Here is a 25,414-nt window from a genome sequence, read left to right as displayed (position 1 = left end):
CGCTGATACTCGGACCATGGACAGCAAACGGCGGCTCGGGGAGTTTCTTCAAGCCCGCCGATCACAGATCCGGCCCGAGGACGTCGGGCTGGCCGGGCACCTCGGTCGCCGGCGGGTGCCGGGGCTGCGGCGTGAGGAACTGGCCCAGCTCGCCGGTGTCAGCTCCTCCTACTACGCCCGCCTCGAGCAGGGCTTCTCGCTGAACGCCTCGCCGCAGGTGCTCGACGCGATCGGGCGGGCGCTGCGGCTGGACGAGGCCGAGCTGCGCCACCTGCACGAGCTCGCGGGTGGCGGCCGGGCCAGGACCGCACCGCGCCGGTCGCCGCCCGAGCGGATGACCGTCGCCCTGGCCCGGATGCTGGAGGCGATGGGGGAGACCCCGGCGGTGGTGCTCGGGCGGTTCAGCGACGTGCTGGCCTGGAACCCGGCCGGGCACGCCCTGTTCGCGGGCCACCTCGACGTCACCGGTCCGGAGCGGCCCCGGGAGCGGCCGAACATGGCCCGGCTGGTCTTCCTCGACCCGCACACCCGGGAGCTGTACGCGGACTGGCCGGTCAAGGCGAAGGCGGTGGTCGGGTCGCTGCGCCGGGCCGCCGGGCAGCACCCGTCCGACGCCGCGCTCTCCGCGCTGATCGGCGAACTCACGGTCTCCAGCGCGGAGTTCGCCGAGATGTGGGCGACCTACCGGGTCAAGGGCCGGGGCAGTCTCGCCTACGCGATGCGGCACCCGCTGGTCGGCGCACTGACGGTGACCCAGCACGCGCTGCAGACCGAGGACGGCCCGTCGGTCGTCATCGCCACCACCGAGCCCGGATCGCCGTCGCGGGCCGCGATGGCTCTGCTGATCCACAGCCTCACCGGCACCGCCACGCTCGCGCGGGCCTGATCACGGAAACAAGACGCTGCCGCGTGGATGCCGTGCGCCCTCATTTCGACGAAAGGATTCCCCACCATGAACGACATCAAGCTCGGTGCGATCACCGTGACCCGGGTGGAGGAGATGCACGGGCCGATCATGCCGCCCGCCGCCTTCTTCCCGACCATCCCGGACGCGTCCTGGCAGCAGGACGAGGACACGCTCACCCCGGACCACCTCGGCGACGGATTCGTCCACGTGGCCATGCAGACCTGGGTGCTGCGCAGCGAGGGCCGGACGATCCTGATCGACACCGGCGTCGGCAACGACAAGGCGCGGCCGGCCGTCGAGGCCTGGGACCACCTCGACCTGGATTTCCTGGGCAACCTGGCCCGGGCCGGGGTGCGCCCGGAAGACGTCGACCTGGTCGTCAACACGCACCTGCACGTCGACCACGTGGGCTGGAACACCCGGCTGGTGGACGGCGAATGGGTGCCCACGTTTCCGAACGCCACCTATCTGATGCCGCGGGCCGACTTCGAGTTCTGGCACCCGGACAACCACCCCGGCCTGGCCGGTGGCGTCAACGAGAACGTGTTCACCGACAGCGTCGCCCCGGTCCACGCGGCCGGTCAGGTGCGGCTGTGGGAGGACAGCCACGCCATCGACGCCGCACTGCGGCTGGAGGCGGCGCCCGGGCACACACCGGGTTCGAGCGTGCTCAAGTTGTCCAGCGAGGGCGACCGGGCGTTGTTCGCCGGGGACCTCATCCACACCCCGCTCCAGGTGCGGGAATGGGGGCACAACAGCTGCTTCTGCGAGGACCCGGCGGCCGCGGTCCGCACCCGTCACGAGCTGCTCGGCTGGGCCGCCGACCACAACGCGCTCGTTCTGCCGGCACATCTGAGCGGCCCGGGCGCACTGGAGGTCGAGCGGTCGGGGGACACGTTCGCCCTCAAGCAGTGGGGTCCCTTTGATCGTCTCTGAGACCGAGTCGGGCCCGATCCGGGGCCGGCCCACCGCGTACGGCACGGTCTTTCTGGGCGTGCCGTACGCGGCCGGGCCGGTGGGCGCCGGCCGGTTCCGGGCGCCGGAACCGCACGAGCGGTGGACCGCGGTCCGCGACGCCACCCGGCCCGGGCCCACCGCGCCCCAACCGAAGCGCGATGCGTTCGGGCGGCTCGACATGGCGCCGTATTTCGGGCCGGGCTGGGTGCGCGGCACCGACTACCTGACCGTGAACATCTGGGCCCCACCGGCCGGCGATCGGGCCGTCCCGGTGATGGTCTTCGTGCACGGCGGCGGGTTCGTGGCCGGTTCCACCAACGCTTCCCTGTACGACGGTTCGGCGTTCGCGCGCGACGGGGTCATCCTGGTGACGGTCAACTACCGCCTCGGCATACCCGGCTGGCTGCACCTCCCCGGCGCCCCGGACAACCGCGGGCTGCTCGACGTCCGGGCCGCGCTGCGCTGGGTGCGTGACAACATCGCCGGTTTCGGCGGCGACCCGGGAAACGTCACGGTGTTCGGTCAGTCGGCCGGCGCCGTGATCGTCGGTGGTCTGCTGGCCGATCCCGCGTCGGCCGGGCTCATGCGGCGCGCGATCGTCCAGAGTGGCAACGGCCTCGCCGCGCTCACGCCCGAGCAGGCGGCGACGGTCGCCGCGGGGCTGGGCGGGTCACCCACTCTGGCGACGGTCAGCGACGAGCAGCTCGTCGCCTGGCTGCCCCGGCTCTCCGGCCGGGGACTGCGGGCGCCGCTCAGCAGCATCACGCCGTTCAGTCTCGTGCTCGACGAGCAGCCGGCGGACACCGTTGCGGCCGGGCGGGGAGCAGACGTCGACCTGCTGATCGGAAGCAATCGCGACGAGGGTGCCCTCTATCTGGCCCTGCGCGACGGCACCACTGAGGTCGATGTCCACGCCACGGCCGCGCTGTTCCACGCGGACCCGGACGAGGCGGTCCGGGCCTGCCGCGCGCTCGATCCGGGCGCGTCGCTCGCCCAGCTGCGCACGGCTCTGCTCAGCGACGGGCTGTTCGGTACGGGTACGCGGGCGTTGGCCGACGCTCACGCGAAGCGCGGGCGCACGTGGAGGTACGAGTTCGCCTGGCGCTCCACCACTCTGGGCGCTGCCCACGTCGTGGAGCTGCCGTTCGTCTTCGACCGGCTGGATGTACCGGCCCTGCACGGCCCCTCGGGACTGCTGGGCAACGGCAACGGCGGAAGCAATAGCAAAGACGGAAGCAATAGCAAAAATGGAAGCAATAGCAAAAGCGGAAGCAACAGCAAGGGCGGAAGCGACAGCGAAGAGCCACGCGACCTGGCCGCACGTATGCACAGTGCCTGGATCCGTTTCGCGGCGACCGGTGACCCGGGCTGGCCGCGACACCCGGAAACCCAGCGCTTCGCATGACTTTGTGTACGATCGTACACATGAGCGATCTCGACCCCGCCGCGGGAGATCCGCGCACCATGCGCGAACGGATGCTGGCCGGCGACCTCTATCGCGGCGCCGACCCGGAGCTGGAGGCCGAGATGCTCCAGGCGATGGTGCTGACCAAGGCGTTCAACGACAGCGATCCGCGCGACGGCGAGGGCCGCCGCAAGGTGCTGCGCGAACTGCTCGGCTCGATCGGCGTGGACGTCGACATCCGGCCTCCGCTGCACGTCGACTACGGCAGCCACCTGCACATCGGTGACCGCACGTTCATCAACTTCGGGCTGATGGCGCTCGACGTGGCCGAGATCCGGATCGGGCAGGACGTGCTGATGGGCCCGAACGTGCAGCTGCTGACACCGACGCACCCGGTCGACCCGGAGCCGCGCCGCGCCAAGTGGGAGGCCGCCCTGCCGATCACGATCGGCGACAACGTGTGGATCGGCGGGATGGCGGTGATCTGCCCGGGCGTCACCATCGGCGCCAACTCGGTGATCGGGGCCGGGGCCGTCGTCACCAAGGACATCCCGGCCGACGTGGTCGCCGTGGGCAATCCGGCCCGGGTGATCCGCTCGGTCCACGCCAACTGACGCCCAGTCCACGCCAACTGACGCTCGGTCTGCGACAACGACGCTTGGTCTGCGACAACGACGCTTGGTCTGCGGCGACGACGCTCGGTCTACGGCAACTGGCCGGCCTGGTCGATCATCGGCTGGAGCAGGGCGGACATGGTGGCGGCGGCCCGCTCGGGGTCGCCGTCGACGATCGCCTCGACCAGGTCGGCGTGCAGCTGGGCCAGGTCGTCGGTCTCGCCCGCCACGTCGTGCAGTGCCACCTCCTCGAACACGTCGAGCAGTCCCTCGTAGACGTCCAGCATCAAGGCGTTGCCGGTGGCGGCGACCACCGCACGATGCAGGGCGGAGTCGGCCCGTACGCGGGAACGGGTGTCACCGGTGCTCCAGGCGTCGCGGCGCTCGTGCAGCAGCGTGACCAGGCGTTCGGCGTCGGACTCGGTGCGCCGGGACGCGGCGAGACGGGCACACGCGGCGTCGAGGGCCAGGCGCATCTCCAGGCTGTCGCGGCGTGACGTGCCGGCCGCCCGGCGCGACACCGACGAGCTGAGGTCGGAGGTCGACACCACGAAGGTGCCCCGCCCCTGCTCCCGCCGCAGGATCCCGGCCTGCACGAGCGACCCGACGGCTTCCCGTACGGTGTTGCGCCCGGCCCCGCTCCACTCGACCAGCTCGGGCTCGGTCGGGATCTTGCTGCCGAGCGGCCAGTGGCCCTCGGTGACCTGAGCCCGGAACAGCTCGGTCACGCGGGTGCCGAGGCCGGTGTGGTCAAGCATCGGATCAGCCTAGACCGGCCGGCAGGCGGCCCAGCCGGCCCCCAGGGTGACCAGCAGGGTGGCCGCGAGCAGCCCGTACGGCAGGTTCCAGCCCCCGCTGGCCTGGTGGATCACGCCGAGCGCGAGCGGCCCGACGCAGCCGATGCCGTAGCCGACGCCCTGCACCACGCCGGACAGCCGCGACGCGGTCTGCGGGTTCTCCGACCGGGCGGCGATCAGGGTCAGGACGAGCGGGAAGGTGCTCACCCCGAGCCCGAACGCGGTCGCCCACACGAACGCCCCGGCGGCCGGCGCGGCGATCATGCCCGCGTATCCGGCTCCCATCAGCGCCACGCAGACCACCACGATCGGGTACGGGTTGCGCAGGCGCTTGGTCAGCGGTGGTACCACGAACGCGGCGATCAGCCCGAGCCCGGCGAACCACGACAGCAGCAGCGCGCTCGCGGTCGGGCTCAGCCCCGCGGCCTCGAGCATGGCCGGGAACCACGTCACCAGCGCGTAGACGTGCAGTGCGGTCATCGCCATCAGTCCGATCAGCCCGAGCACCAGCGGGGTACGCCAGGAGACGCGCGGCGACGGCGGGACCGGCGCGGCGTGCCCGGTCGGCCGGGGCATGGTGGCGAACCACAGCACCGCGGCCACGGCCGTCACGGCGGCCCAGGCCCCCGCCGCCGTACGCCATCCGTAGGCCTGGGCCAGCGGCAGTGCGAGCAGCGGCGCCGCCAGTTGGCCGACCTGCAGCAGCACCATGTACATCGTGCTGACCGCGTGCAGCCGCTGCGGGAAGTGTTGCTTGACGATCGGGATCAGGATGACGTTGGCCGCGCCGACCCCGGCGAACGCGATGATCGTGGCCACGATCAGCACGGTCGGCGACCACGCCACGGCCCGCAGCAGGATGCCGGCCGTGGTGGCGGTGACCGCGAGCGCGGCCGTGCGTTCCAGGCCGAGCCGGCGGGCCAGCGGCGGGGCGGCGAACGCGGCCACCGCGAAGCAGGCGGTCACGATCGTGCCGATGGCGCCCGCGACGACCGGCCCGAAGTGCAGCTCGTCGCCGGCGTCACCGGTCAGCACGCTGAACCCGGTGACCGCGGTGCGCAGGTTGAGGGCGGTCAGCGCGACCGCGAGCAGGATGCCGCGGTGCAGCCGGGCGGGGGCGATCGTCGTCACCGCCGCAGTCAATCATGGGATGATGGGATGAATCCAGTCCCGGCTCTTCCCCTGCGACCCCGGACAGTCATAGTCTTCGATTCCAGGAGGAGGGGAGAAGCAATGAAGATCCTGGTCCGATTCATGGTGATGATGCTGGTGGCCGCGGGGCTGGCCGTCCCGGCGACGGCGGCCGCGGCGGGCGGGCACGCCCGGTTCAGTGCCCTGGTGTTCTCCAGGACAGCGGCGTTCCGGCACGACTCGATCCCAGCCGGGGTGGCCGCGATCCGGCAGCTCGGCGCGCGGAACCACTTCCGCGTCGACGCGACCGAGGACGCTGCCGCGTTCACCGACCGGAACCTCGCCCGCTACGACGTCGTGGTTTTCCTGAGCACTACCGGCGACGTCCTCGACGACACCCAGCAGGGCGCGTTCGAGCGGTACATCCGGGCCGGCGGCGGTTACGCGGGCATCCACGCCGCGTCCGACACCGAATACGACTGGGCCTGGTACGGCGGCCTGGTCGGCGCCTACTTCCGCGACCACCCGGGCGCCGTGAACGACCAGTTCCAGGTGGCCACGGTCAACGTGCTCGACCGCACCACCGCGGCGACCCGTCCGCTGCCGCGCCGGTGGCAGCGCGAGGAGGAGTGGTACAACTTCCGGACCAACCCCCGGGGCACCGTACGGGTCCTGGCCGAGGTCGACGAGCGCACCTACGACCCGCGGGGCTACAGCGTTCCCGAGGGCTCGCCGGGAATGGGCCCGCACCACCCGATCTCGTGGTGCCACCCGTACGACGGGGGCCGCTCGTTCTACACCGCGATGGGTCACAAGGCCGAGTACTTCAGCGACCCGCTGCTGCTGGCCCACATCCTCGGCGGGCTCCGGATGGCGGCCGGCGTCGAGCGCTTCGGATGCGGCCGCCCGAACTGACGAAAGTCAGGAACACCGGGGCCGGGCACAGTGGTCGTTCGAGTTTTCTCCACCCATTCGGGGGAGTTTGGGCGTGGGGCGGAGGTGGGCACTAACCACCCCCGGAGTCGCCGATCTTGGCGCGCGGCCCACGATCGAGGAGTTGTCTCATGACGGTTGCGGTTGCTGCTCAGGACACCGCGACGACCGACCGGGCGAGCGACCTGATCGCCGCCCTGGCCGCGCTACCGGCCGGGCACCCGTCCCGGCCGGAGCTGCGGGCCCGCACGATCGAGGCGTGGATGCCGATGGCCCGGCACCTGGCCAACCGTTACGCCGGGCGCGGCGAGCCGGCCGACGACCTGTTCCAGGTGGCGCTGGTCGGGCTGATCAAGGCGGTGGACCGGTTCCAGGCCGACCGGGGCGTCGAGTTCGCCGGGTTCGCCATCCCGACCATCGTGGGCGAGCTCAAGCGGCACTTCCGCGACCGCACCTGGTCGATCCGGGTGCCGCGCCGGCTGCAGGAGCTGCGGCTCGCCATCACCGGCGCCAACACCACGCTGACCCACACGCTGGGCCGCTCGCCGACGGTCGCCGACATCGCGGCCTATCTCGAGGTGTCCGAGGAGGACGTGCTCGAGGGACTCGAGGGGTCCCGCGCCTACAACGCCACCAGTCTGTCCACCCCGGTCGGGGCCGAGGGCAGCAGCGAACTGGGGGAGACGCTCGGCGGCGACGACCACGAGTTCGAGGTGGCCGAGAACCGGATCGCGCTCGCGCCCGCCCTGGCCAGCCTGGACGAGCGCGAGCAGAAGATCGTGGCGCTGCGGTTCTACGGCAACCTGACCCAGTCGCAGATCGCCGAGGAGATCGGGATCTCGCAGATGCACGTGTCGCGGCTGCTGGCCAAGGCGCTGGGCAAGATGCGCCGCCGGCTCGACGCCTGAGTTTGCATCGCTTGCCGTGGGGCAACTAAAGCCCCGTCACACGCCATTGAGGAGATACCGATCATGAAGATTGTGAAGCTGGCGGCCGGGTTCGCCATCGGGTACGTGCTGGGCAGCCGGGCCGGTCGCGACACGTACCAGAAGATCGTCGCCAACACCCAGCAGCTGCGCGAGCATCCGACTGTGCAGCAGGCCAAGTCTTTGCTGGCCGGTAGCGCTGACAAGGCGACGGCCAAGCTGCACCAGGCCGCGATCGACCTCGAGCCGACCCCGGCCCCGACCCCCGCCTCTGTCCGGCCGAAGCCGAGGCCGCGCACCAACGGGGCGCCGCTCGACCCGGCCGCCGCCAAGCCCCTGAGCTGACCTCAGAGAAGTTTGCGCAGGCGGGGCTCGAACGCCGCCGGGTCCTGGGCGAAGCCGATGTGCCCGCCCGGGAACATCACCGGCTCCCCGCCCAGCATCGCGGCCAGGGCCCGGGACGTGCGGTCGCACAGCTCACCGGCCGAGTCCTCGCCCAGCCCGACCAGCACCCGCGCCGGCCCCGACGTCAGCCGCTCGACGTCGGGGCGGAAGCCGACCGTGCCCCGGTACATGTTCCGATATTGGAACGCCTCGTCGGCCCGCTCCTGCTCGGTCGGCTCGCCGCCGGCCATCATCTCGACGACCTCGTCCGGCAGTTGCAGGTTGGCGATCTCCATGAATCTGCGGAAGGTCGCCCGCCGGTCTCCGGTCTCGAAGATCGCCAGCATCTCCTCGGTGGCCGCCCACAGTTCGTCGCGGTCGGGCAGCACCTCCAGCAGCGGCGGCTCGTGGGCGACCACCGTCTCGACCACGCCCGGGTGGGCCTCGGCCAGCGCGAGCACGCTCACCGCCCCGCCGCTCGAACCGAGCGCCAGCTTGGCCCGGCCCCGGCCGGCGTGCTCGATCAGGGCGGCCAGGTCGTCGGCGCGCTGCCCCGGGGTCGAGGGCTCCTCTCGATCGCGCACCGAGCTGCGGTTGATGCCGCGGGGATCGGTGGTCAGCACGCTGTGGTCGACCGCCAGCATCTCGGCCAGCGCGGTGAACGCGTCGGCGGTCATCGGCGCACCGGCCAGCACCACGAGCGGCCCGTCACCGCGCAGTTCGTAGTACAGGTCGGCGTCGGGGCGGCTGAGCTGTGTCATCGGATCTCTCCCTGGTCGTCATCATCTCGTCGACAGTCCGACGGACGGCAACGGCCGGAATCGACAAGCACCCCCAAAGATTTTTCCCGTACGCCGTGAGCGCGCTCGGGTCCTAGCCTGAGGCCATGAGAATCGTGGTCATCGGCGGCAGCGGGCACATCGGCACGTTCCTGGTCCCACGGCTGGTCCGCGCCGGGCACGAGGTGATCAACCTCAGCCGTGGGCAGAGCGCGCGCTACGCCGACGATCCGGCCTGGTCGCAGGTGCGGCAGGTGTCCGCCGACCGCGCGGCCGAAGACAGTGCCGGGACGTTCGGCGACCGCGTGGCCGGCCTGCGACCCGACGTCGTCGTCGACCTGATCTGCTTCACCGTCGACTCGGCGACCGCGCTGGTCGGACGGCTGCGCGGCCACACCGGGCATCTGCTGCACTGCGGTTCGATCTGGCGGGCCGGCCCGAGCGCGCGACTGCCGATCACCGAGGACAACGCCGAACCGCCGATCGGCGACTACGGCCTCGCCAAGGCCGCCATCGCCGACCTGCTGCGCGCCGAGACCCGTTCGGGCGGCCTGGTCACCACCACGCTGCACCCCGGCCACATCGTCGGACCCGGCTGGCATCCGATCGGCCCGCTCGGCAACAACGACCCCGAGGTGTGGCGCAAGCTCTCGGCCGGCGAACCCCTCGAGATCCCCGGCCTCGGCACCGAGTTCCTGCACCACGTGCACGCCGACGACGTCGCGCAGGCCTTTGAACTGGCCGTCACCCACCGCGAGGCCGCCGCCGGCGAGGACTTCAGCGTGGTCGCGGCGTCCGCGCTCAACGTGCGCGGCTACGCCCGGATCGGCGCCTCCTGGTTCGGCCGCAGCGCCGACCTGCGGACGGTCTCGTGGGACGAGTTCCGCCGCACCAGCCCCGAAGCCGAGGCCAGCTGGGAACACCTCGTGCGCAACCACTACTTCAGCATCGACAAGGCCCGCCGCCGGCTCGGTTACGCGCCGCGCTACCAGCCCGACGAGGCCGTGCTCGAATCGGTGCGCTGGTTGATCGAGCACGACCAGCTCACAGTCGGCAGCCCGCTACTCGGTGCCGCGTAGGTCGGCGTACGCGACGACGTTGTCGACGTAGTGGCCGGTGCGGTTGTCGAAATCGCCGCCGCAGGTGATCAGGCGCAGGCCGGCGTGGTCGATGGCGCCGTAGACGGCGTCGGCCGGGAACTTGTCCTTGGCGTAACGGTCGACGCGGGTGACGGCGAAGACGGCGGTGACCCCGTCCCGCCGGGTCACCTTCACCTCGTCGCCCGGGCGCAGCGTGGACAGGCGCGCGAACGTGCCGTCGGTTCCCCTGTAGTTGACATGTCCGGCGAGCACGGCCGGTCCGAGCGAGCCGGGTGTGGGCGCCTTGGTGTACCAGCCGACCGTGCGTGCGTCGGTGGGCACCTGCATGGAGCCGTCCGGGTTCTGGCCGAGCCCGGTCACGGATTCGTCGACGGCGAGCGCCGGGATCCGTACGCGGGAAGGAACTGAGGTCTTCAAAAGCTCGCCCCGCGTGAGCACATCGTGGACCGACGACGGCGTGACCGCGGACGGCACGGACGGCGGCGCACTCAAGGGCGGCTCGGCCGCGGGCTCGTCGTGGCGGCCGACGGCGATCGCGGCCACCCCGGCGATCGCCAGCAGCACGGCCAGGATGCGGAAGCGGGTCATCGCTCGATGCGGCGACGGGTGAACGCGACCACGGCGACGGCCATGAGCAGAGCGGCTCCACCGGCGTAGTACCAGACGGCGGCACGGTCGCGGGTGCTGCCGTCACCGGTGGCCACGCCGCCCACCGGCACCGATCCGACCGCCGCGCCGGACACCATGCCGCAGGTGGCCGGGTCGGTCGCCTCCTCGGGGATGCCGCTCAGCCCGGCCGACTTGGCCAGCGTGGATTCGCCCAGCCCGTCCAGGTCGTACTTGTTGTTGCCGTTGGCGTCGACCCCGTGCTCGACGATGTGCAGATCCTTGAGGTGCTCGACAGTGCCCGGAGGCAGGTCGGCTCCGGCGATCGTCCGGTCGTACTTCAGGTTGCCTTTGGCGTCGGCCACGGGCATCCGGTCGACCGCGAGTCCGCTCGCCTTGGAGGTGTCACCCTTGGTGGTCAGCGAGACGAAGATGTCCCCGTAGACCGGCATGCCCTCCTCGGTGCTGACGTAGCCGTTGCCGTTCTTGTCGGCCGACATGTCGGGGCAGTGGAAGTCCATGCCGCCGGTCGAGCCGTGCAGGTGCTGGGCGTGCGGTGAGTTCGGCACCAGGCCGGTCGAGCGGATGCTGACCTTGAGGTCGCCGTTGCCGGTGACGGTGAGCGTGGCGTTGCCGCTCGCCCCCGAGTTGTTGAGCGCGAGCAGTTTGACGTGCACGCTCTCGTCGGCCAGGGCCGCGGACGGGGTGGCCAGCAGCAGCGCGGCCACGGCGGGAAAGGCAAACAGGATTCTCTTCACGGGGGGTCCTTTGCTATCGGGCGGAGGCGAACAGATCCACAAGCTGCTTCTGTACGGGCAGAGCCCGCACCCAGTCGGCGTCAGTGGTGGTCCAGCGGAGCAGGTAGGACCGATCGCTCGAGGTGGCGACCAGCACCCGGCGCTCGTGCAGCGTGGTGTCCGAGTCGGGGCGCCACGTGTACTCCCAGTCGGCGCCGCCGCGCTTGAGCAGCAGGACGCCCATGCTGATCCGCTGGTAGCCCGGCAGCCCGCCGTCCTTCTCGCGCGCCTGCCAATAGGCGAGGGGCTGCTGCGTCCGTACGGGCGACTGGTTGACCTTGAATGCCCGCTTCCCGGCCGGGTCGCCGAAGCAGACCTCGTTGCCCGCGGCCGACCGCTGCCACCCGGACGGCACGGCCAGCGCGAACCCGGCCGGGTCCCGCGACCAGATCCAGCCCTTCGGCAGGCCGGCCGGCACGCGGGTGGTCGCGGCGGTGACCGGCTGCCGATCGGCACCGACCCCGCACAGGTCATCGGCCGGGATCGTCGGCTTTGTCGCGGGAGCACTTGCTTCCACCGCGGCCGGGCGGGCCTGATACGACCGCGCCGCGTAGGCGCCGCCGCCCGTGACCAGCAACGCCAGCGACAGGCCGGCGACCAGCAGCGTCCGGGGGCGGCGTCGCGGCGCCACCGAGGCGATGCCCCGGGCGATCGGAGCGAATCCGTTGGCGCCCGCACTGGCCGCCTCCAGCCGGGTTGTGGTCTGCGCGCCGTCCGGGCGGCGGTCCGGGTTCTTGTCGAGCAGGTCGAGCAGCAGCGGAGCGAGCGGACCGGCCTGGCGAGGCGGATCGGGATCTTCGTGGCGCAGCGCGTGCAGGGACGACTCGACGTCGTCGCGGAGGAACGGCGGCCGTCCCTCGACCGCGGTGTAGAGGGTGGCGCCCAGCGAATACAGGTCGGCCGGGGTGCCGGTCTCCTGCGAGCTCAGCCGTTCCGGCGCCACGTAGTGCGGCGAGCCCAGCAGCGGGTCGGGTGCCCCGTTCTCGCGGTCGCCGATGATGGCCAGGCCGAAGTCGGTGAGCACGATCCGGCCGTCCGCCGCGAGCAGGATGTTGCCCGGCTTGACGTCCCGGTGCAGCACCCCGGCGGCGTGCGCGCTGCGCAGGGCGGAGAGCACGCGCAGGCCGAGCCGGGCGGCCTGGACGGGTGAGAGCGGCCCGTCGGTCTGGACCACCTCCTGCAGCGACCGGCCCTCGATGAACTCCATCACCAGCCAGGACCGCTCCTGCTGCCAGACCACGTCGAAGACGGTGATGACGCCCGGGTGGTCGAGGCGGGCGGCGGCCCGGGCCTCCCGCATGGTCTGCGAGGCCTCCAGAGCGGTGGACGGCACGGTGATCTCCTTGACCGCCACCACGCGCTGCAACAGCTCGTCCTGCGCCCGCCAGACCCGGCCCATACCGCCCGAGCCGACGAGTTCGAGCAACCGGTACCGGCCGCCTATCAGCTCGTTCATGACAGGAATTCGGAACCGATGATGTTGCGGATGGGTCGTGATCTAGCCGACGGTGACGGTGATGGTGTGCTGACCGGTGGCACCGCTCGGGAACGGTGTGGCGCGGTCCGCGGTCTGCACCTGCCCGGTGCCGTCGGTGGCCCGCACCGACAGCGAGTGCGGCCCGGGGGTGGCGTTCCAGGTCAGGCGCCACTGCACCCAGGTGTCGATCGACGGGACCGGCAGCATCTCGGCCGCCTTCCACGGGCCGCCGTCGACGCTGATCTCGACCTTGTCGATGCCGCGGCGCTGCGCCCAGGCCACTCCGGCGACCGTCACCGGCCCGGCGGCCGGCCGCGCGAACGGGCGGGGCTTGTCGATCCGGGAGGCGGTCTTGACCGTGCCGGGGCGGGCCCAGCCGCGTTTGACCCAGTACGCGTCGAACGCGGCGAACGTGGTCAGCTCGAGTTCGGTGACCCACTTGCACGCGCCCGCGTAGCCGTACAGGCCGGGAGTCAGCATGCGTACGGGAAAGCCGTGCTCGGGCCGCAGCGGCTCGCCGTTCATGGCGACCGCGAGCATGGTGTCCCGGCCGTCCAGGGCGGTCGCGACGGGCGTGCCGATGGTCATCCCCTCGACCGACCGGGCGACGATCTGGTCGGCCTCCGGGCGCAGGCCGGCCTCGCGCAGCAGCGGTGCGAGAGGGACGCCGAGCCAGCGCGCCGTGCCGATGTAGGGGCCGCCGACCTCGTTGGAGACGCAGTTGAGGGTGATGTCGCGCTCGATCAGCGGTCGTTTCAGCAGGTCGTCGAGGGACAGCTTGAGTTCGGTGCCGACCATGCCGTGGATGCGCAGCTCCCAAGTGTCGGGGTCGACGCGGGGGATGGTCAGCGCGGTGTCGACCCGATAGAAGGTCGCGCTCGGGGTCGTGAAATCAGGGGCGATGCCGGCGGGGAGGGGCTTGGCCGGTTCGGCGGGGGCGGGCAGGGCGAGAGTGGTGCGGACCTTTCCCACCGTACGGATGAGGAGCTGCGCGCCGGACTCGAAGAGCACCGCGGCCCCGGCGACGAGCAGCGCGCCCCGCAGGAACGCCCGCCGGTTGCTGGTCGGGACGATTGCGGTGCGGTCGTTGGCGGCGGCGACGTCCGTCCGGTCGTTCGCGGGACCGACGGCGGTTCGCAGCAGCCACCACAGGGTTGCTCCGGCGATCGCGGCGGCGAGCAGGGACGGGACGGGGGAGAACCACGATGCGGTGGGCCGGGTCAGGGCGGCGGTGGCGCCGGCCGCCCCGAGGACGACCGCGCCCACCACGACCAGGTTCCGCCGCCGGCGGCCGACGACGCCGAGCGTGGCGGCGAACAGGGCCAGCACCAGACCGACCGAGGCGAGCAGCACGGGTTTGTCGTTGGTGCCGAGTTCGCGTACGGCAAACTCTTTGACCGGTGTCGGGGTGGCATCGATGATCGCGCCACCGACCGCGATCAGGGGCGCCGCGTCGGGCCGGGTCACGGCGGCGAAAAGTTCCGCGACCGCGATCCCGAGCCCGGCGGCGAGTACCCCTGCGGCGGCGTCGCGCAGCAGGTTGCGCATCAGCTCTTCGGCATGAGCACGGTGTCGACGATGTAGACGGTGGCGTTGGCCGTCTGCACGTTGCCGCAGATGACCGACGAGGTGCCGTCGACCTTGAACATCTCGCCCGAGCCCGCGACGGTCAGGTCCTTGCCCTCGAGGGTCTTGTGGGTGCCGGAGAGGTCGGCCGGGGTGAGCTTTCCGGGCACGACGTGGTAGGTCAGGATGTCGGTCAGCGTCTTCTTGTCGGCCAGCACCTTCTTGAGGTCGGCGGCCGGGATCTTCTTGAAGGCGTCGTTGGTCGGCGCGAAGACGGTGATGCCGTCGGCCGAGTTGAGCGAGTCGACCAGCCCGGCCTGCTTGACTGCGCTGACCAGCGTCGAGAGCAGCGGGTTGCCCGAGGCCGCGGTCGCCACCGGCACCTGGGCCATGGCCTGGAAGCTGCCCTTGTTCGACGCGTCGGTCGGCACGGCCGCGCAGCCGGCGCCGAAGTTCTCCATGGCCGGGGCGGCGCTCGACATCATCGGGGCCGCGCTGGTCATGGTCGGGGCCGCGGCCGGTTGATCACTGCTGGTGCTCGAGTCGCTGCTACCGCAGGCGGCCATCGAGAGGGAGAACAGCGAGACGGCGGCGAGGGTGGTGAGTCGGGAAGTGCGCATGAGCTTTCCTCCGGTTTTGTGGGCCTTTACACCCATGATTCGGAGGTGCTTCCCGTACGGATGGGTCGGATCTCAGCGGATTTTCCCGAGCGCGTGGATCGGACCCGTTCGAGTGACGGAACCCGGCGCAGGTTCGCGGGTCACGCCCGCTCCCGACCCGGCCCGCTGGTCCCGAGCTGTGTGGACCGTGGTGCTGGTTCCCGTTGTGGGACGGTTCCGATCGCGGTGACGAGTACGGCGATCATTACGACGGCCGGTCCGGGCCGGCGCGGCGGCCGGTTCTGCCGGGTGTTCGTGGCGGCCGTCAGCACGGTGTGGCGTAGGCGGCCCGGGGGCGGCGACCAGGCGTCGTCGGCGAGGCGGGCCGCGGCCTCGCGCAGTTCTGCGCATTCGGCCCGGCAGCCGTCGCAGTCGCGCATGTGCCGTTCGAACGCCGCACGTTCCAGGTCGTCGACCGCGTCCAACGCGTACGCGCCGACCAGGGCATGCGTGCGACCGTTCCGACCCATGGTCGCCCGCCCTTCTTGAGGCATTTGCCGCTCCGGTCATGATTCGGTGCCGGGTCGGTCGCGGATGGGCGGGCGGACCGCCAAAGTGGCCCGTGAACCCGGAAAGGCCTGAGGAAAGCGCTTGCCTATATAGATGAGCGTTGATTGAATGAGGGCATGTCACTGGACCGGAGAACGCTGCTGCGGGCCGCACTCGGCGGGACGATCGCCTCGGCGTACGGGATGGAACCGGCTTCCGCCGCCGGTGGACATCGCCGCACGGTGTTCGTCGCCGGGGACTCGACCGCCGCCACCTACGCCACTGCCGACATCCCGCGGGCCGGGTGGGGGCAGGCGCTGCCGGTCTTCCTGCGGCCCGAGATCACCGTGGTCAACGCGGCGCTGTCCGGTGCGAGCTCCAAGAGCTTCGCCGACCTGGGCCGCCTCGACCTGATCCGGGCCGCGATCCGGCCGGGCGACGTGCTGCTGATCTCGTTCGGCCACAACGACGAGAAAACCGAGGACCCGGCCCGTTACACCGAGCCGTGGACCACCTTCCAGGAATACCTGCGCCGGTACCTCGACGGTGCCCGGGCCCGGCATGCGCGGCCGATCCTGGTCACTCCGGTCGAGCGGCGCCGCTTCCGCACCGACGGCACGCCCTACGAGTCCCACGGCGAATACCCGGCCGCGATGCGAGCCCTGGCCGAGGCGACCGGAACGCCGCTGATCGACCTGACCGCGCTGTCCTTCGCGCTGTGGAGCCGGCTCGGCCCGGAGGCGACCAAGGACTACTTCCTGTGGTCCGAGCCGCAGGGCCTGGCCGACAACACCCACTTCCAGGCCCACGGCGCCATCGAGGTGGCTCGGCTCGTCGCCGCCGCCGGACCGCAGATCCCCGGGCGCGACCGTCATGCCCTGCACGATCCCGCCATCCCCGACGACGTGCTGGTCTGGCCACCCACCCGCCCAGCCGAGAGCTGACCGCAGTTCCGTCCGCCCACTCGTCCGTCCGCCCGGCCGGCTGAGTGCTGGTCCGGCGCCGGCTGCTCGCCACCCACCTCGCTCGGGCAGGAGCGTCCGGCGGCGGCTGCTCGCGACCCACCTTGCTCGGGCGGGAGCGTCCGGCGCCGGCTGCGCGCCACCCGCCTTGCTCGGGCGGGAGCGTCCGGCGGCGGCTGCTCGCTACTTACCTTGCTCGGGCGGGAGGCTGGTCCGGCGGCGGCCGCATGTCTACCTTGGAGTGATGGGGGATCTGAGGCTTACTCGCAGGTTGTTGTTCACTGCCGGGGCCGGCGCGCTCGGCGTGACCGTGCTCGGCTCGTGCTCGTCGTCGTCGCCGCCGGCTTCGTCCACGCCGTCTTCCGCGTCGCCGGAGGCACCGGTCCCGGCGGCCAGCGGTGCGGTGGCGGGCGACTGGCGGCGGGTGGACATCTCCTACGTGGCCGCATACATCCTGGTGCGCGAGGGTGAGGCGGCGATCGTCGACCTCGGCATCCCGGGTTCGCAGGCCGCGATCGAGGACGGTCTCAAGGCCGCCGGTGCCGGCTGGGGCTCGGTCAAGCACATCGTGCTCACCCACCTGCACGACGACCACGTCGGCGGCCTCGCCGAGATCGCCCCGCTGGTCAAGGCGAACATCTACGCCGGGACGGGCGACCTGAGTTCGATCATCTCGCCCAAGCCGCTGAAACCCCTGGCCGACGGCGACGAGGTCTTCGGCATGCGCATCGTCGACACGCCGGGCCACACGCTCGGACACATTTCCGTCTTCGAACCGTCGACCGGCGTCCTGGTGGCCGGCGACGCACTGCGCTTCGCCGGGCGGCTCGAGAACTCCGACCCGCAGTACACGGCCGACCTGGTCAAGGCCGACGAAACCGTCCGCAAGCTGGCCGCCATGGACATCCGGGCCATCCTGCCCGGCCACGGCGAGCCGGTCGTGGCCGGCGCCTCCGCGGCACTCAAGGAGCTGGTCACCCGCCTGCCCTCGTGACCTGAGCGAGGCTAAGGCCTGCTTCATAACTGAGGCGGGGCTGCGGAGGGGCCCAGATCCCGTCTGGCGGCGTCCCGTGGAAGCCCGGTTCCAACACCGGGAGCCGGACTTCCACGGGCCACCACCAGACGAAATCTGGACCCCGCCTCACTCCCACCCCAGTTATGAAGCAGGCCTTAGGGGCCGGGCCGGCAGTCGGCCTGCGTCCGTCGCCCGCGCTATCCGCGCTTCTTGCGGCCCCGGGCCGGGGAGACGGTCAGTTGGTCGGACACGTCGCGCACCCCGGGCGTCTCACGGGCGCGGTCGGCGGCGGCGTCGCACGCCTCCCGCGAACTGAGCGAACCGGACAGGATGGCGACCCCGTTCTGCACCTCGATGTGCAGGTGGCCGCTCTCCACCAGCGGCGCCTGCAGGATGGCTTCGGCCACGCGCTGCGCCAGCGCTTCGTCGACCGTGACGTGATCGTCGTCGGGCGGAGTCGAGCGGCGGGGCGAGTCGTCCCCGTACGGCCAAAACGGGTACATCTGGCGCACCTCCCACCTAGCGCGACCTGGCGTGATCGGTCCAGGCTCGCCGCAAGATGTCGCACGGGTACCGCAGCCCGATGACGAACACATGACAGTCACCGGCGCCGCTACGGGTCAGCGTTGCAGGCGGTGCCGTCCGAGCCGGGGTCCCGTCCCTGATAGAGCAGCTGCAGGGGCGCACGCTCCGACGGACATCGTCTGGTCGGGGTCGGCTCGCACCAGGCCGCCGTGACTGATGTCGTTCGTCCAGGTGGTGTCGCTGTTGGCTTACCCGCGAATGGTCGCGGCCTGCGGCGTCACGTGCCGCCGGCCAACCAGGTAAATGGTCGTGCCGCCGGCGACGAACCGGCGATCGTGCCCGAGCACAGCGGCTGGTCGGCCGACCGGCCGGCGGCGTTGGTGGCGTCGCTCGACGTCTTGGAGACGAAGGTCGTCGCACCCCACTCTCCGGCCGGCACTCGGCGGGAAGCGCCACGCTCGCCGCTGCCGAGACTAGGGCGGGTTGTGTCAGGGCGTCGTCAGCGGTTCGCGAGGACGTCGTCGAGGATCCGCTCGGCGGCGTCGCCCGGCTCCTGTCCGAGTTCGGCCCGCAGCACCCGGACCAGGCCGCGGAGCTGATCCTCGGTCAGGCCGGTGTTGAGGCCGATGGCGAAGTGGGACCTCAACTGGGACCCGGTGCCGGTGAGGGCGGCCAGCGCCGAGATGGTGGCGATCTCGCGGCTCGGCCAGTCGAGGTTGTCGCGGGCGAAGATGTCGCCGAACAGGTGAGTCTTGAGGAACCGGTCGATGGCCGGGGCGAATTCGAACAGGGGCCCGGTGACCGGAGCACCGGACAATGCGGTCTGGTTGCGGGTGCCGAGTTCGAGCATGTCGGTGCCCGCCGGCAGCAGGGCCGGCTCAGGCCCGGTCTCGTCGGAGCCGCCGCGCTCGTCGACGACGGTCATGAAGGTGCCGATGGCGTTGAGCGCGCGCGGGAATCCGGCGTACGCGTACATCTGCACCAGCACCTCCTTGATCTGGTTGACCGTGAGGCCCGCGTCGAGGCCGGTCCGCAGGGCTACGCTCAGCCGGTCGAGGTCGCCGATCGCGGTGAAAGCGCCGATGGTGCCGATCGCGGCGTGCCGCGGGGTGATGTCATCCACGTCGCCACGCTACGACCGGCGCCGCCCACGAGAGATGCCCTGTCAGTACCTGCCAGACCGCGCAGAAGCAGCAGAGCAAGCTCAGTGCAGGCGCAGACTGCCCGCATAGCTCTCGGTCGCCGCCGACTTGAGCAACCGCCCCTGCGTACGAGTGACATCAGCCGGCCGCACCTGGCGCAGCAGCGCGTTGACCCCCGGGTCGAGGCTCCGCGTCACGATCACCGCAGGCGAGATCTGATGGCACACGGCTTTGGCGGCGGGCGTAACCAGCGGCTCGAGGCGCAACCCGGCCAGCTCGGGCGGGATCACCGTAGGCATCGAATGCCAGACCGCCGTGTCGATGTCGCCCGCCAGCACCGCCGCCGGGGCCAGCACGAACGGCACCTGCACGTATTCGGGGGAGGGGGAGCGGTCACCGAACTCCGCCTCGCTCAGCCGCTGGTGGTCGTACGAGTTGCGGTCGATCCCGACCCGCAGCGGCGTCCGCGGCGCACGGGTCGCGTGCGAGACGACGACCAGCGAACCGTGCGAGTAGAAGGTGGCCGGCCCGAGGTCGAGTCCGGTCAGGCCGGGCAGGTCGTCGCGGTGCCGTTCGAGCGCGCCGGCCGACGTCACCGTGGCGTGGACCCGCTCGTGATAGACGTCTTCGAGCCGGGTGCGGGCCCCGGGCCGGAAGTCGGCCACCACCGCCACGCCGAGCCCGGTCAGCGCGGTCTGCACCACCTCGAGGATGCCTTGCTGCTCGACCGGGCCCTGCGGCGGCAGGATCATCCGGAAGTTGCCCAGGGCGGCCGCGTTCCACAACTGGCCCACGTCGCGGCTGGTCACCACCGTGCCCTGGTGGCCGCGCGCGGTCAGGGTCACCGCCCCGGTGTCCTGCAGGGCGCGCAGCACCTTGACGACCGTGCCCGTGCCCGCCCCGGTGCTGCCCTGCAGTTCCTGCACCGTCGGGATGCGCTGGCCGATCTCGCGGGCCAGCAGCACCCGGGCCAGGTGGGCGCGGACGTCGAGTTTGGCGGGGACCGTCATGACCGCGTACCGAAACCGAGTTTTCCGGGGTTGAGGATGTGGTCCGGGTCGAGAGCCTGCTTGACGCGGGACAGCACCGGATAGCCCGTGCCCAGCGACTCCCGGACCCACGGCTGCCGGGCCAGGCCGCCGCCGTGGTGGTGCGAGATCTCGCCCTCGTGCGCGACCACCACCTTCATGGCGCGGGCCCAGATCTCCTCGAGCCGGCGCAGCGCGGTCTCGTCGTCGGCGGCCCGGCCGAGCAGGATCATGTAGAGCGAGGAGCCTTGGTCGTAGACGTGCGAGAAGTGCCCGAGCACCTCGTCGGCCAGCGGCGCCAGTTGTTCCTTGAGCTCGGCGTACATCGGGCCGATGCGGCTCCACAGGTTGGCCACCTCGACCGTCTCGGCGTAGCCGCCGGGCTCGGCGAGCAGGTTTTCCACCGAGGAGAAGTCGTAGCGACGCGCCATCCAGGCGTCCACCGGTGCCGCCCCCATGCTCGCCCCTCCATGCGCCGTCACGATCGCGGTCGCCGCGGCGTGCTCGGCGGTCGCGACACCGGCCAGACCCTCGTGTCCCAGGAACAATACCGGTGCCGTGGCCGGCCTGTCCGGCACTGCGTGGGCAGCCTCGTCGATGTCGTAGAAGCGCACCAGGTGCGGTCGCAGCCCGGCCTGGACGACCTCGCGCATCACGGCCAGGCCGGCCTCGACCGTCGGCAGCGTGAACGCCTCGGTGATCCGGAGTTCGGGGCGGGCGAAGACCTTGAGCGTCACCCGGGTGACGACGCCGAGGGTGCCTTCCGAGCCGAGGAAGAACTCCTTGAGGTCCGGTCCCATCGCCGCCCGCGGGCGCTGGCCCAGGTCGGCCACGGTGCCGTCGGCCAGCACCACCTGATAGCCGACGACCAGGTCCTCGATACCGCCGTAGCGGGAGGAGAACTGGCCGGTGGCCCGGGTGGCGATCCAGCCGCCGACGGTGGAGCGGCCGAGCGACTGGGGTGAGTGGTTCAGGGTCAGGTCCCGCTCACCGAGCCAGGATTCAAGGTCGCTTCCCCGTACGCCCGCAGCCACCGTGACGGTGCGATCCAGCTCGTCGAGTTCCGGCTCGGAGACCAGTCCGGCCAGGTCGAGCACGATGCCCCCGGCCACCGGCAGCGGCTGCCCGGTGACCGAGGAGCCCAGGCCCCACGCGGTGACCGGGGTGCCGGTCTCGCCGGCGATCCGGAGCACCTCGACCACGTCGGCCACGCTGCCGGCCCGCACCACGGCGTCGGGCCGGTGCGGGTGGCGGCCGAGCTTGGCCCACACCGTGGCGACCGGCCAGGTGTCGTGGCTGCGGGCGTCGAGGTCGCCCTCGCCGGTGAGCAGCGCGTCCGGGCCGAACGAGCGGCGCAGCTGATCGATCACCGCGGCAGCGGACATGACGTACTCCCTAGTTGACGTGGAACGATGGCGCTACTCAATCTTCAGAAAGCTGAATTGTCAAGACCGAGAAAACGCCCTGAGCCGGGCTCTTGACACGCTGGAAACATTGCTCTTAGCTTCGATCAACAAGCAGATTTCTGAATTTTCGAGGCCGGCAGGGCGGGGCTTCGAAGCCGGCGAGCCACTGGGAGGACGAGGAGCTGTGACGACGAACGCACTGCTCGAAGCGCGCGGGGTGCGGAAACGCTTCGGCGCCGTCGAGGCGCTCCGCGGGGCGAGCTTCTCGATCAACGCGGGCGAGGTCGTGGCGCTGATGGGCGACAACGGTGCCGGCAAGAGCACGCTGATCAAGACGATCTGCGGCGTGCACAGCCCGGACGAGGGCGAGATCCTCTTCCACGGGCAGTCGATCGCCGGCCGCACGCCCAGCGAGATCCACGGCATGGGCATCGAGACCGTCTATCAGGACCTGGCGCTGGCTCCCGACCTGGACACCGCGGCCAACCTCTACCTGGGCCGCGAGGTGCTGGCCAAGGGTGTGCTGGGCTGGTTCGGCGTGCTCAATCGCAAGAAGATGGCCGGCCACGCGCAGCAGGTGCTGACCGATCTCAACGTGAACATCAAGGACCCGGCGGCGCCGGTGGCCATGCTCTCCGGCGGCCAGCAGCAGAGCGTCGCCGTGGCTCGCGCGGTCACCTGGGCCAACGAGCTGGTGATCATGGACGAGCCGACCGCCGCGCTGGGTGTGCCGCAGACCCGGGCCGTGCTCGACCTGATCCGGCGCGTGCGCGACTCCGGCCGCTCGGTCGTGCTGATCAGCCACAGCCTGCCCGACGTGCTGGCCGTCTCCGACCGCATCGAGGTGCTCCGCCTGGGCACCCGGGTGGCCCGGCTGACCACCAAGGACACCACCGAGGAACAGATCGTCGGCGCCATGACCGGCGCCTTCACCAGCGAGGAAGCGGAATGACCAGCCTGCGACGCCGCCTCCTGCTCGGATCGGCCACCGACATCACCGCGATCCTGCTCGTGATCGTGGCGCTGTTCGCGATCCTCGACTTCGAGGCGTTCTTCACCAGCGCCAACCTGATCAACATCCTGATCAACGCCTCGCTGCTGATCGTGATGGCCGTCGGCGCCACCTTCGTGCTGATCACCGGCGGCGTCGACCTCTCGGTCGGCTCGGTGCTGGTCTTCTCGGGCGTCATCGCGGGCAAGGTGATGATCGCGATGGGCCCGCAGGGCTGGGCCGCCAGCATCGTCGGGATCGTCGTCTCGATGCTGGCCGGCGCCGCCTGGGGCGTGGTCAACGGCCTGGTCATCACCAAGATGCGGGTGCCACCCCTGATCACCACGCTCGGCTCGTTCGGCGCCGCGATGGGCCTGGCCCAGATCATCACCGACGGCAACGACCTCAAGGACGTCCCGAACGAGCTGATCGACACCCTCGGGGTCGGCCGGTTCCTCGGTCTGCCCTGGCTGGTCTGGGTGGCGCTGGTCGTCGCCCTGATCGGCGGGTTGTTCCTCGCACTGACCCGCTACGGCCGTCGTACGTACGCCATCGGCTCCAACGCCGAGGCCGCCCGGCGCGCCGGCATCAACGTCGACCGGCACCTGATCAGCGTCTACGCGATCGCCGGTCTGCTCTCCGGGCTGGCCGGAATCATGAGTTACGCCCAGTTCGGCTCGACCACCCTCAGCGGCCACGGCACCGACAACCTCTCGGTGATCGCCGCGGTCGTCATCGGCGGCACCAGTCTCTTCGGTGGCGTCGGCACCATGTTCGGCACTCTCGTCGGCACCATGATTCCCGCCGTGCTCGCGAACGGCCTGGTCATCGTGGGGCTCAACTCCTTCTGGCGCGATTTCGCGGTCGGCGTCGTCCTCGTCGCCGCCGTGTACCTCGACCAACTACGTCGCCGTTCCCGCACCAAACGATGAAGATTGGACCCCCCATGCGTACATACAAGTGGATGGCCGCCGCGACCGCGGTGCTCAGCCTGACCGCCCTGACCGCCTGTGGCGGCAACGACGACACGGCGGCCGGCGGCGACAAGACCGGCGGCTTCAAGATCGCCCTGATCCCGGGTGTCGCCAACGACGCCTACTACGGCTCGGTCGCCTGCGGCGTGCAGGCGGCGGCCAAGGCCAGCGGCTCCACCGTCGACGTGCAGGCCCCCAAGTCGTTCAGCCCGACCGACCAGATCCCGATCCTTCAGGCCGTCGTGGCCAAGAAGCCGGACGTCATCATCATCGCGCCGACCGACAGCAAGGCCCTCTACGCGCCGCTCAAGCAGGCCACCGCCCAGGGCATCAAGGTCGTGCTGGTCGACACCACGCTCGAGGACTCGTCACTGGCCGAGGCCGAGGTCACCTCGGACAACATCGAGGCCGGCAAGACCGCCGCGGCCAAGCTGCTCGAACTGCTCGGCGACAAGGCGGGCTCGGTGCTCACGGTGAACCTGTCGGCCGGCGTCACCACCACCGACGACCGGTTCAAGGGCTTCGCCGAGGGCCTCAAGGCCAACTCGAAGATCAAGGACCTGGGCCAGCAGTACAGCAACAACAGCGTGCAGACGGCGTCGTCGATCGTCTCGGCCACCGTCGCCTCGAACCCCGACCTGATCGGCATCTTCTCGACCGCCGCGTTCAACACCGAGGGTGCCGTCGCCGCGCTGCGCCAGGCCAAGGACGACCGGGTCACCATCGTCGGCTTCGACGCCAACCCGCCCGGCGTCAAGCAGATCCAGGACGGCGAGGTCGCGGCGCAGGTCGTGCTCAAGCCCTACGACGAGGGTGTGGCCGCCGGCGAGCAGGCGATCAACGCGCTCACCGGCAAGGAGGTCACCAAGAAGATCACCACCGGTGCCGTGGTGGCCACCAAGGACAACCTCGACAGCCCCGAGGTGCAGAAGTACCTCTACAGCTTCACCTGCCCCGCCGCCTGACGACTTTCGAGAAGAGAAGACATGGATTCCCGTACGGGAAAAAAGATCCGCCTCGGACGCCTGCTCAACCCGGTCACCGGCCGATCGGTCGTCATCGCCGCCTCGCACGGCGTGATGAGCGGCCCGCCGTCCGGGCTGCGCACCCGGGCCGAGATCGAGACCGCCTTCGCGCACCTGGGCGCGGCCGACGGGGTGATGGTCTCGCCGGGCATGCTGCCGCTGCTCGAGGACTTCTACGTCGGCCGCGGTCGCCCGGCCGCGGTGCTGCACCTGGACTGGAAGAACCACGGCCGCAAGATCTACACCCCGGGCTCGGACGGGCGTAGCGAAGGCGTGCTGGCCCAGCTCGCCTCGCTCGAGGAGGTGGCCGCGGCCGGCATCGACGCCGTCATGACCTACCTCTACGTCGGTCAGCGGGACAGCACCCTCGAGCGGGCCGAGATCGAGCGCAACGCCCGGATCGTGGCCGACGCGGCCAAGGTCGGCGTCGCGGTCATCATCGAGCCGCGCTCGGCCCTGGAGGCGGAGGGGGAGCACGCGCTCAGCACCGAGGTGCTCAGCCTGTACTGCCGCATCTCCGCCGACATCGGCGCCGACCTGGTCAAGGTCGTGTGGAATGGGTCGGTGGAAGCGTTCGCCCCGGTCGCCTCGACCTGCTACGCGCCGATCCTGGTGGCGGGCGGGCCCGGCGGCGAGGACGAGAAGAGCACGCTGCAACTGGCCGCCGACTCGATCGCGGCGGGTGCGGCCGGGGTGATGTTCGGGCGGCGGGTGTTCCGGGCCGAGCGTCCGGCCGCCGTGCTCGACGGTCTGCGCAGCGTCGTGCACGACGACATGCCGGTCGACGAGGCGCTCGCGCGGCTCTCCGGCTAAGGGACG

28 protein-coding genes and 1 pseudogene are annotated in these 25,414 nt (G+C 71.1%); 14 read left to right on the top strand and 15 right to left on the bottom strand.

Annotation, left to right across the window (positions count from 1 at the left end; genetic code table 11):
- Positions 1-16 precede the first annotated feature (16 nt).
- The 4 genes from KOI35_RS31520 to KOI35_RS31505 all read left to right on the top strand — a co-directional run bounded on the left by KOI35_RS31520 (position 17) and on the right by KOI35_RS31505 (position 3,883).
- The gene (locus KOI35_RS31520) at positions 17-886 is read left to right on the top strand and encodes a helix-turn-helix domain-containing protein (RefSeq protein ID WP_215792299.1); all 870 of its coding nucleotides are present in this window, start codon (positions 17-19) and stop codon (positions 884-886) included.
- A 66-nt stretch (positions 887-952) separates the two neighbouring features.
- The gene (locus tag KOI35_RS31515; RefSeq protein ID WP_215792298.1) at positions 953-1,843 is read left to right on the top strand and encodes an MBL fold metallo-hydrolase; all 891 of its coding nucleotides are present in this window, start codon (positions 953-955) and stop codon (positions 1,841-1,843) included.
- Positions 1,830-3,269 (top strand): carboxylesterase/lipase family protein, encoded by a 1,440-nt coding sequence (locus tag KOI35_RS31510; RefSeq protein WP_215792297.1) that lies wholly within the window; start codon positions 1,830-1,832, stop codon positions 3,267-3,269. The genes KOI35_RS31515 and KOI35_RS31510 overlap by 14 nt, the downstream gene beginning before the upstream one ends.
- Before the next feature lie 20 nt (positions 3,270-3,289).
- On the top strand, positions 3,290-3,883 hold the full coding sequence (locus tag KOI35_RS31505; protein ID WP_246614066.1) for a sugar O-acetyltransferase: 594 nt from the start codon (positions 3,290-3,292) through the stop codon (positions 3,881-3,883).
- A gap of 89 nt (positions 3,884-3,972) precedes the next feature.
- Here KOI35_RS31505 and KOI35_RS31500 read toward each other — a convergent pair whose 3' ends face one another.
- Positions 3,973-4,641, bottom strand: a complete 669-nt coding sequence (locus KOI35_RS31500) for a FadR/GntR family transcriptional regulator (protein WP_215792296.1) — start codon at positions 4,639-4,641, stop codon at positions 3,973-3,975.
- 9 nt (positions 4,642-4,650) lie between these two features.
- Entirely contained in the window at positions 4,651-5,811 is a 1,161-nt protein-coding gene (locus KOI35_RS31495; protein WP_215792295.1) for an MFS transporter, read from the bottom strand.
- Positions 5,812-5,913: 102 nt separating this feature from the next.
- On the opposite strand from KOI35_RS31495, the gene KOI35_RS31490 reads away from it, so the two are divergent.
- From KOI35_RS31490 to KOI35_RS31480, 3 genes are all read left to right on the top strand, one after another.
- Positions 5,914-6,726 carry a ThuA domain-containing protein gene (locus KOI35_RS31490; protein ID WP_246614064.1) on the top strand — a complete coding sequence of 271 codons (813 nt, stop codon included), beginning with the start codon at positions 5,914-5,916 and terminating at the stop codon, positions 6,724-6,726.
- A 149-nt stretch (positions 6,727-6,875) separates the two neighbouring features.
- Complete coding sequence (locus tag KOI35_RS31485) at positions 6,876-7,652, top strand: RNA polymerase sigma factor SigF (RefSeq protein WP_215792294.1); 777 nt, start codon at positions 6,876-6,878, stop codon at positions 7,650-7,652.
- A 63-nt stretch (positions 7,653-7,715) separates the two neighbouring features.
- Positions 7,716-8,015, top strand: a complete 300-nt coding sequence (locus tag KOI35_RS31480; RefSeq protein WP_215792293.1) for a hypothetical protein — start codon at positions 7,716-7,718, stop codon at positions 8,013-8,015.
- A 2-nt stretch (positions 8,016-8,017) separates the two neighbouring features.
- Here KOI35_RS31480 and KOI35_RS31475 read toward each other — a convergent pair whose 3' ends face one another.
- Entirely contained in the window at positions 8,018-8,815 is a 798-nt protein-coding gene (locus tag KOI35_RS31475; protein ID WP_215792292.1) for an alpha/beta fold hydrolase, read from the bottom strand.
- 125 nt (positions 8,816-8,940) lie between these two features.
- On the opposite strand from KOI35_RS31475, the gene KOI35_RS31470 reads away from it, so the two are divergent.
- Positions 8,941-9,912, top strand: a complete 972-nt coding sequence (locus KOI35_RS31470) for an NAD-dependent epimerase/dehydratase family protein (RefSeq protein ID WP_215792291.1) — start codon at positions 8,941-8,943, stop codon at positions 9,910-9,912.
- Here the strand turns inward: KOI35_RS31470 and KOI35_RS31465 are convergent.
- The 6 genes from KOI35_RS31465 to KOI35_RS31440 form a co-directional block, all read right to left on the bottom strand.
- Entirely contained in the window at positions 9,895-10,521 is a 627-nt protein-coding gene (locus KOI35_RS31465) for a class F sortase (RefSeq protein WP_215792290.1), read from the bottom strand. The two genes, KOI35_RS31470 and KOI35_RS31465, sit on opposite strands and share 18 nt — an antisense overlap.
- Positions 10,518-11,297: a GVDTG sorting domain-containing protein gene (locus tag KOI35_RS31460; RefSeq protein ID WP_215792289.1), complete on the bottom strand. Its 780-nt coding sequence runs from the start codon at positions 11,295-11,297 to the stop codon at positions 10,518-10,520. The genes KOI35_RS31465 and KOI35_RS31460 overlap by 4 nt, the downstream gene beginning before the upstream one ends.
- Before the next feature lie 13 nt (positions 11,298-11,310).
- The gene (locus tag KOI35_RS31455; protein WP_215792288.1) at positions 11,311-12,792 is read right to left on the bottom strand and encodes a protein kinase domain-containing protein; all 1,482 of its coding nucleotides are present in this window, start codon (positions 12,790-12,792) and stop codon (positions 11,311-11,313) included.
- Between the two features lie 42 nt (positions 12,793-12,834).
- Positions 12,835-14,361: a molybdopterin-dependent oxidoreductase gene (locus KOI35_RS31450; protein WP_215792287.1), complete on the bottom strand. Its 1,527-nt coding sequence runs from the start codon at positions 14,359-14,361 to the stop codon at positions 12,835-12,837.
- Positions 14,361-14,999 carry a fasciclin domain-containing protein gene (locus KOI35_RS31445; RefSeq protein ID WP_215792286.1) on the bottom strand — a complete coding sequence of 213 codons (639 nt, stop codon included), beginning with the start codon at positions 14,997-14,999 and terminating at the stop codon, positions 14,361-14,363. Before KOI35_RS31445 ends, KOI35_RS31450 begins: the two co-directional genes overlap by 1 nt.
- Before the next feature lie 140 nt (positions 15,000-15,139).
- Positions 15,140-15,508: a zf-HC2 domain-containing protein gene (locus KOI35_RS31440; protein WP_215792285.1), complete on the bottom strand. Its 369-nt coding sequence runs from the start codon at positions 15,506-15,508 to the stop codon at positions 15,140-15,142.
- A gap of 156 nt (positions 15,509-15,664) precedes the next feature.
- Here KOI35_RS31440 and KOI35_RS31435 point away from each other — a divergent pair, with 156 nt between their 5' ends.
- A complete protein-coding gene (locus KOI35_RS31435) occupies positions 15,665-16,471 on the top strand; it encodes a rhamnogalacturonan acetylesterase (protein ID WP_215792284.1) in 807 nt (268 codons plus the stop codon).
- A gap of 262 nt (positions 16,472-16,733) precedes the next feature.
- Positions 16,734-17,483, top strand: coding sequence for an MBL fold metallo-hydrolase (locus KOI35_RS31430; RefSeq protein WP_215792283.1), 750 nt, complete (start codon positions 16,734-16,736; stop codon positions 17,481-17,483).
- A gap of 218 nt (positions 17,484-17,701) precedes the next feature.
- Here KOI35_RS31430 and KOI35_RS31425 read toward each other — a convergent pair whose 3' ends face one another.
- The 6 genes and pseudogenes from KOI35_RS31425 to KOI35_RS31400 all read right to left on the bottom strand — a co-directional run bounded on the left by KOI35_RS31425 (position 17,702) and on the right by KOI35_RS31400 (position 21,584).
- Positions 17,702-18,007, bottom strand: coding sequence for a BON domain-containing protein (locus tag KOI35_RS31425; protein ID WP_215792282.1), 306 nt, complete (start codon positions 18,005-18,007; stop codon positions 17,702-17,704).
- A gap of 110 nt (positions 18,008-18,117) precedes the next feature.
- A pseudogene (locus KOI35_RS31420) lies at positions 18,118-18,291 on the bottom strand (non-reducing end alpha-L-arabinofuranosidase family hydrolase); the annotation flags it as partial.
- A 15-nt stretch (positions 18,292-18,306) separates the two neighbouring features.
- Positions 18,307-18,468 carry a non-reducing end alpha-L-arabinofuranosidase family hydrolase gene (locus KOI35_RS47810; protein ID WP_215792281.1) on the bottom strand — a complete coding sequence of 54 codons (162 nt, stop codon included), beginning with the start codon at positions 18,466-18,468 and terminating at the stop codon, positions 18,307-18,309.
- 60 nt (positions 18,469-18,528) lie between these two features.
- Complete coding sequence (locus tag KOI35_RS49085; RefSeq protein WP_215792280.1) at positions 18,529-19,152, bottom strand: carboxymuconolactone decarboxylase family protein; 624 nt, start codon at positions 19,150-19,152, stop codon at positions 18,529-18,531.
- An 81-nt stretch (positions 19,153-19,233) separates the two neighbouring features.
- Positions 19,234-20,181 (bottom strand): YhfZ family protein, encoded by a 948-nt coding sequence (locus KOI35_RS31405; protein WP_215792279.1) that lies wholly within the window; start codon positions 20,179-20,181, stop codon positions 19,234-19,236.
- The gene (locus tag KOI35_RS31400) at positions 20,178-21,584 is read right to left on the bottom strand and encodes an FAD-binding oxidoreductase (RefSeq protein ID WP_215792278.1); all 1,407 of its coding nucleotides are present in this window, start codon (positions 21,582-21,584) and stop codon (positions 20,178-20,180) included. Before KOI35_RS31400 ends, KOI35_RS31405 begins: the two co-directional genes overlap by 4 nt.
- Before the next feature lie 205 nt (positions 21,585-21,789).
- On the opposite strand from KOI35_RS31400, the gene KOI35_RS31395 reads away from it, so the two are divergent.
- Genes KOI35_RS31395 through KOI35_RS31380 form a run of 4 tightly spaced genes read left to right on the top strand, consistent with a single transcriptional unit; the run spans position 21,790 to position 25,408 of the window.
- Entirely contained in the window at positions 21,790-22,557 is a 768-nt protein-coding gene (locus KOI35_RS31395; protein WP_308121232.1) for an ATP-binding cassette domain-containing protein, read from the top strand.
- The gene (locus KOI35_RS31390) at positions 22,554-23,528 is read left to right on the top strand and encodes an ABC transporter permease (RefSeq protein WP_215792276.1); all 975 of its coding nucleotides are present in this window, start codon (positions 22,554-22,556) and stop codon (positions 23,526-23,528) included. The genes KOI35_RS31395 and KOI35_RS31390 overlap by 4 nt, the downstream gene beginning before the upstream one ends.
- 14 nt (positions 23,529-23,542) lie before the next feature.
- Positions 23,543-24,535 carry an ABC transporter substrate-binding protein gene (locus tag KOI35_RS31385; protein ID WP_215792275.1) on the top strand — a complete coding sequence of 331 codons (993 nt, stop codon included), beginning with the start codon at positions 23,543-23,545 and terminating at the stop codon, positions 24,533-24,535.
- Positions 24,536-24,556: 21 nt separating this feature from the next.
- Positions 24,557-25,408: a class I fructose-bisphosphate aldolase gene (locus tag KOI35_RS31380; protein WP_215792274.1), complete on the top strand. Its 852-nt coding sequence runs from the start codon at positions 24,557-24,559 to the stop codon at positions 25,406-25,408.
- Positions 25,409-25,414: the final 6 nt, after the last annotated feature.

This window comes from Paractinoplanes bogorensis, assembly GCF_018829635.1.
Classification (GTDB): Bacteria; Actinomycetota; Actinomycetes; order Mycobacteriales; family Micromonosporaceae; genus Actinoplanes; species Actinoplanes bogorensis.
The sequence above is the reverse complement of the archived record's forward strand: the minus strand, read 5'-3'. Positions and strand labels throughout refer to the sequence as shown.

Coding starts and splice junctions, on each gene's coding strand:
- KOI35_RS31470 (WP_215792291.1), top strand. CDS start 8,941: ATGAGAATCGTGGTCATCGGCGGCAGCGGGCACATCGGCACGTTCCTG.
- KOI35_RS31520 (WP_215792299.1), top strand. CDS start 17: ATGGACAGCAAACGGCGGCTCGGGGAGTTTCTTCAAGCCCGCCGATCA.
- KOI35_RS31385 (WP_215792275.1), top strand. CDS start 23,543: ATGCGTACATACAAGTGGATGGCCGCCGCGACCGCGGTGCTCAGCCTG.
- KOI35_RS31450 (WP_215792287.1), bottom strand. CDS start 14,361: ATGCGCAACCTGCTGCGCGACGCCGCCGCAGGGGTACTCGCCGCCGGG.
- KOI35_RS31515 (WP_215792298.1), top strand. CDS start 953: ATGAACGACATCAAGCTCGGTGCGATCACCGTGACCCGGGTGGAGGAG.
- KOI35_RS31390 (WP_215792276.1), top strand. CDS start 22,554: ATGACCAGCCTGCGACGCCGCCTCCTGCTCGGATCGGCCACCGACATC.
- KOI35_RS31465 (WP_215792290.1), bottom strand. CDS start 10,521: ATGACCCGCTTCCGCATCCTGGCCGTGCTGCTGGCGATCGCCGGGGTG.
- KOI35_RS31425 (WP_215792282.1), bottom strand. CDS start 18,007: ATGTACCCGTTTTGGCCGTACGGGGACGACTCGCCCCGCCGCTCGACT.
- KOI35_RS31440 (WP_215792285.1), bottom strand. CDS start 15,508: ATGGGTCGGAACGGTCGCACGCATGCCCTGGTCGGCGCGTACGCGTTG.
- KOI35_RS31500 (WP_215792296.1), bottom strand. CDS start 4,641: ATGCTTGACCACACCGGCCTCGGCACCCGCGTGACCGAGCTGTTCCGG.
- KOI35_RS31490 (WP_246614064.1), top strand. CDS start 5,914: ATGAAGATCCTGGTCCGATTCATGGTGATGATGCTGGTGGCCGCGGGG.
- KOI35_RS31480 (WP_215792293.1), top strand. CDS start 7,716: ATGAAGATTGTGAAGCTGGCGGCCGGGTTCGCCATCGGGTACGTGCTG.
- KOI35_RS31445 (WP_215792286.1), bottom strand. CDS start 14,999: ATGCGCACTTCCCGACTCACCACCCTCGCCGCCGTCTCGCTGTTCTCC.
- KOI35_RS31430 (WP_215792283.1), top strand. CDS start 16,734: ATGGGGGATCTGAGGCTTACTCGCAGGTTGTTGTTCACTGCCGGGGCC.
- KOI35_RS31505 (WP_246614066.1), top strand. CDS start 3,290: ATGAGCGATCTCGACCCCGCCGCGGGAGATCCGCGCACCATGCGCGAA.
- KOI35_RS31485 (WP_215792294.1), top strand. CDS start 6,876: ATGACGGTTGCGGTTGCTGCTCAGGACACCGCGACGACCGACCGGGCG.
- KOI35_RS31435 (WP_215792284.1), top strand. CDS start 15,665: ATGTCACTGGACCGGAGAACGCTGCTGCGGGCCGCACTCGGCGGGACG.
- KOI35_RS31475 (WP_215792292.1), bottom strand. CDS start 8,815: ATGACACAGCTCAGCCGCCCCGACGCCGACCTGTACTACGAACTGCGC.
- KOI35_RS31380 (WP_215792274.1), top strand. CDS start 24,557: ATGGATTCCCGTACGGGAAAAAAGATCCGCCTCGGACGCCTGCTCAAC.
- KOI35_RS31400 (WP_215792278.1), bottom strand. CDS start 21,584: ATGTCCGCTGCCGCGGTGATCGATCAGCTGCGCCGCTCGTTCGGCCCG.
- KOI35_RS31405 (WP_215792279.1), bottom strand. CDS start 20,181: ATGACGGTCCCCGCCAAACTCGACGTCCGCGCCCACCTGGCCCGGGTG.
- KOI35_RS31455 (WP_215792288.1), bottom strand. CDS start 12,792: ATGAACGAGCTGATAGGCGGCCGGTACCGGTTGCTCGAACTCGTCGGC.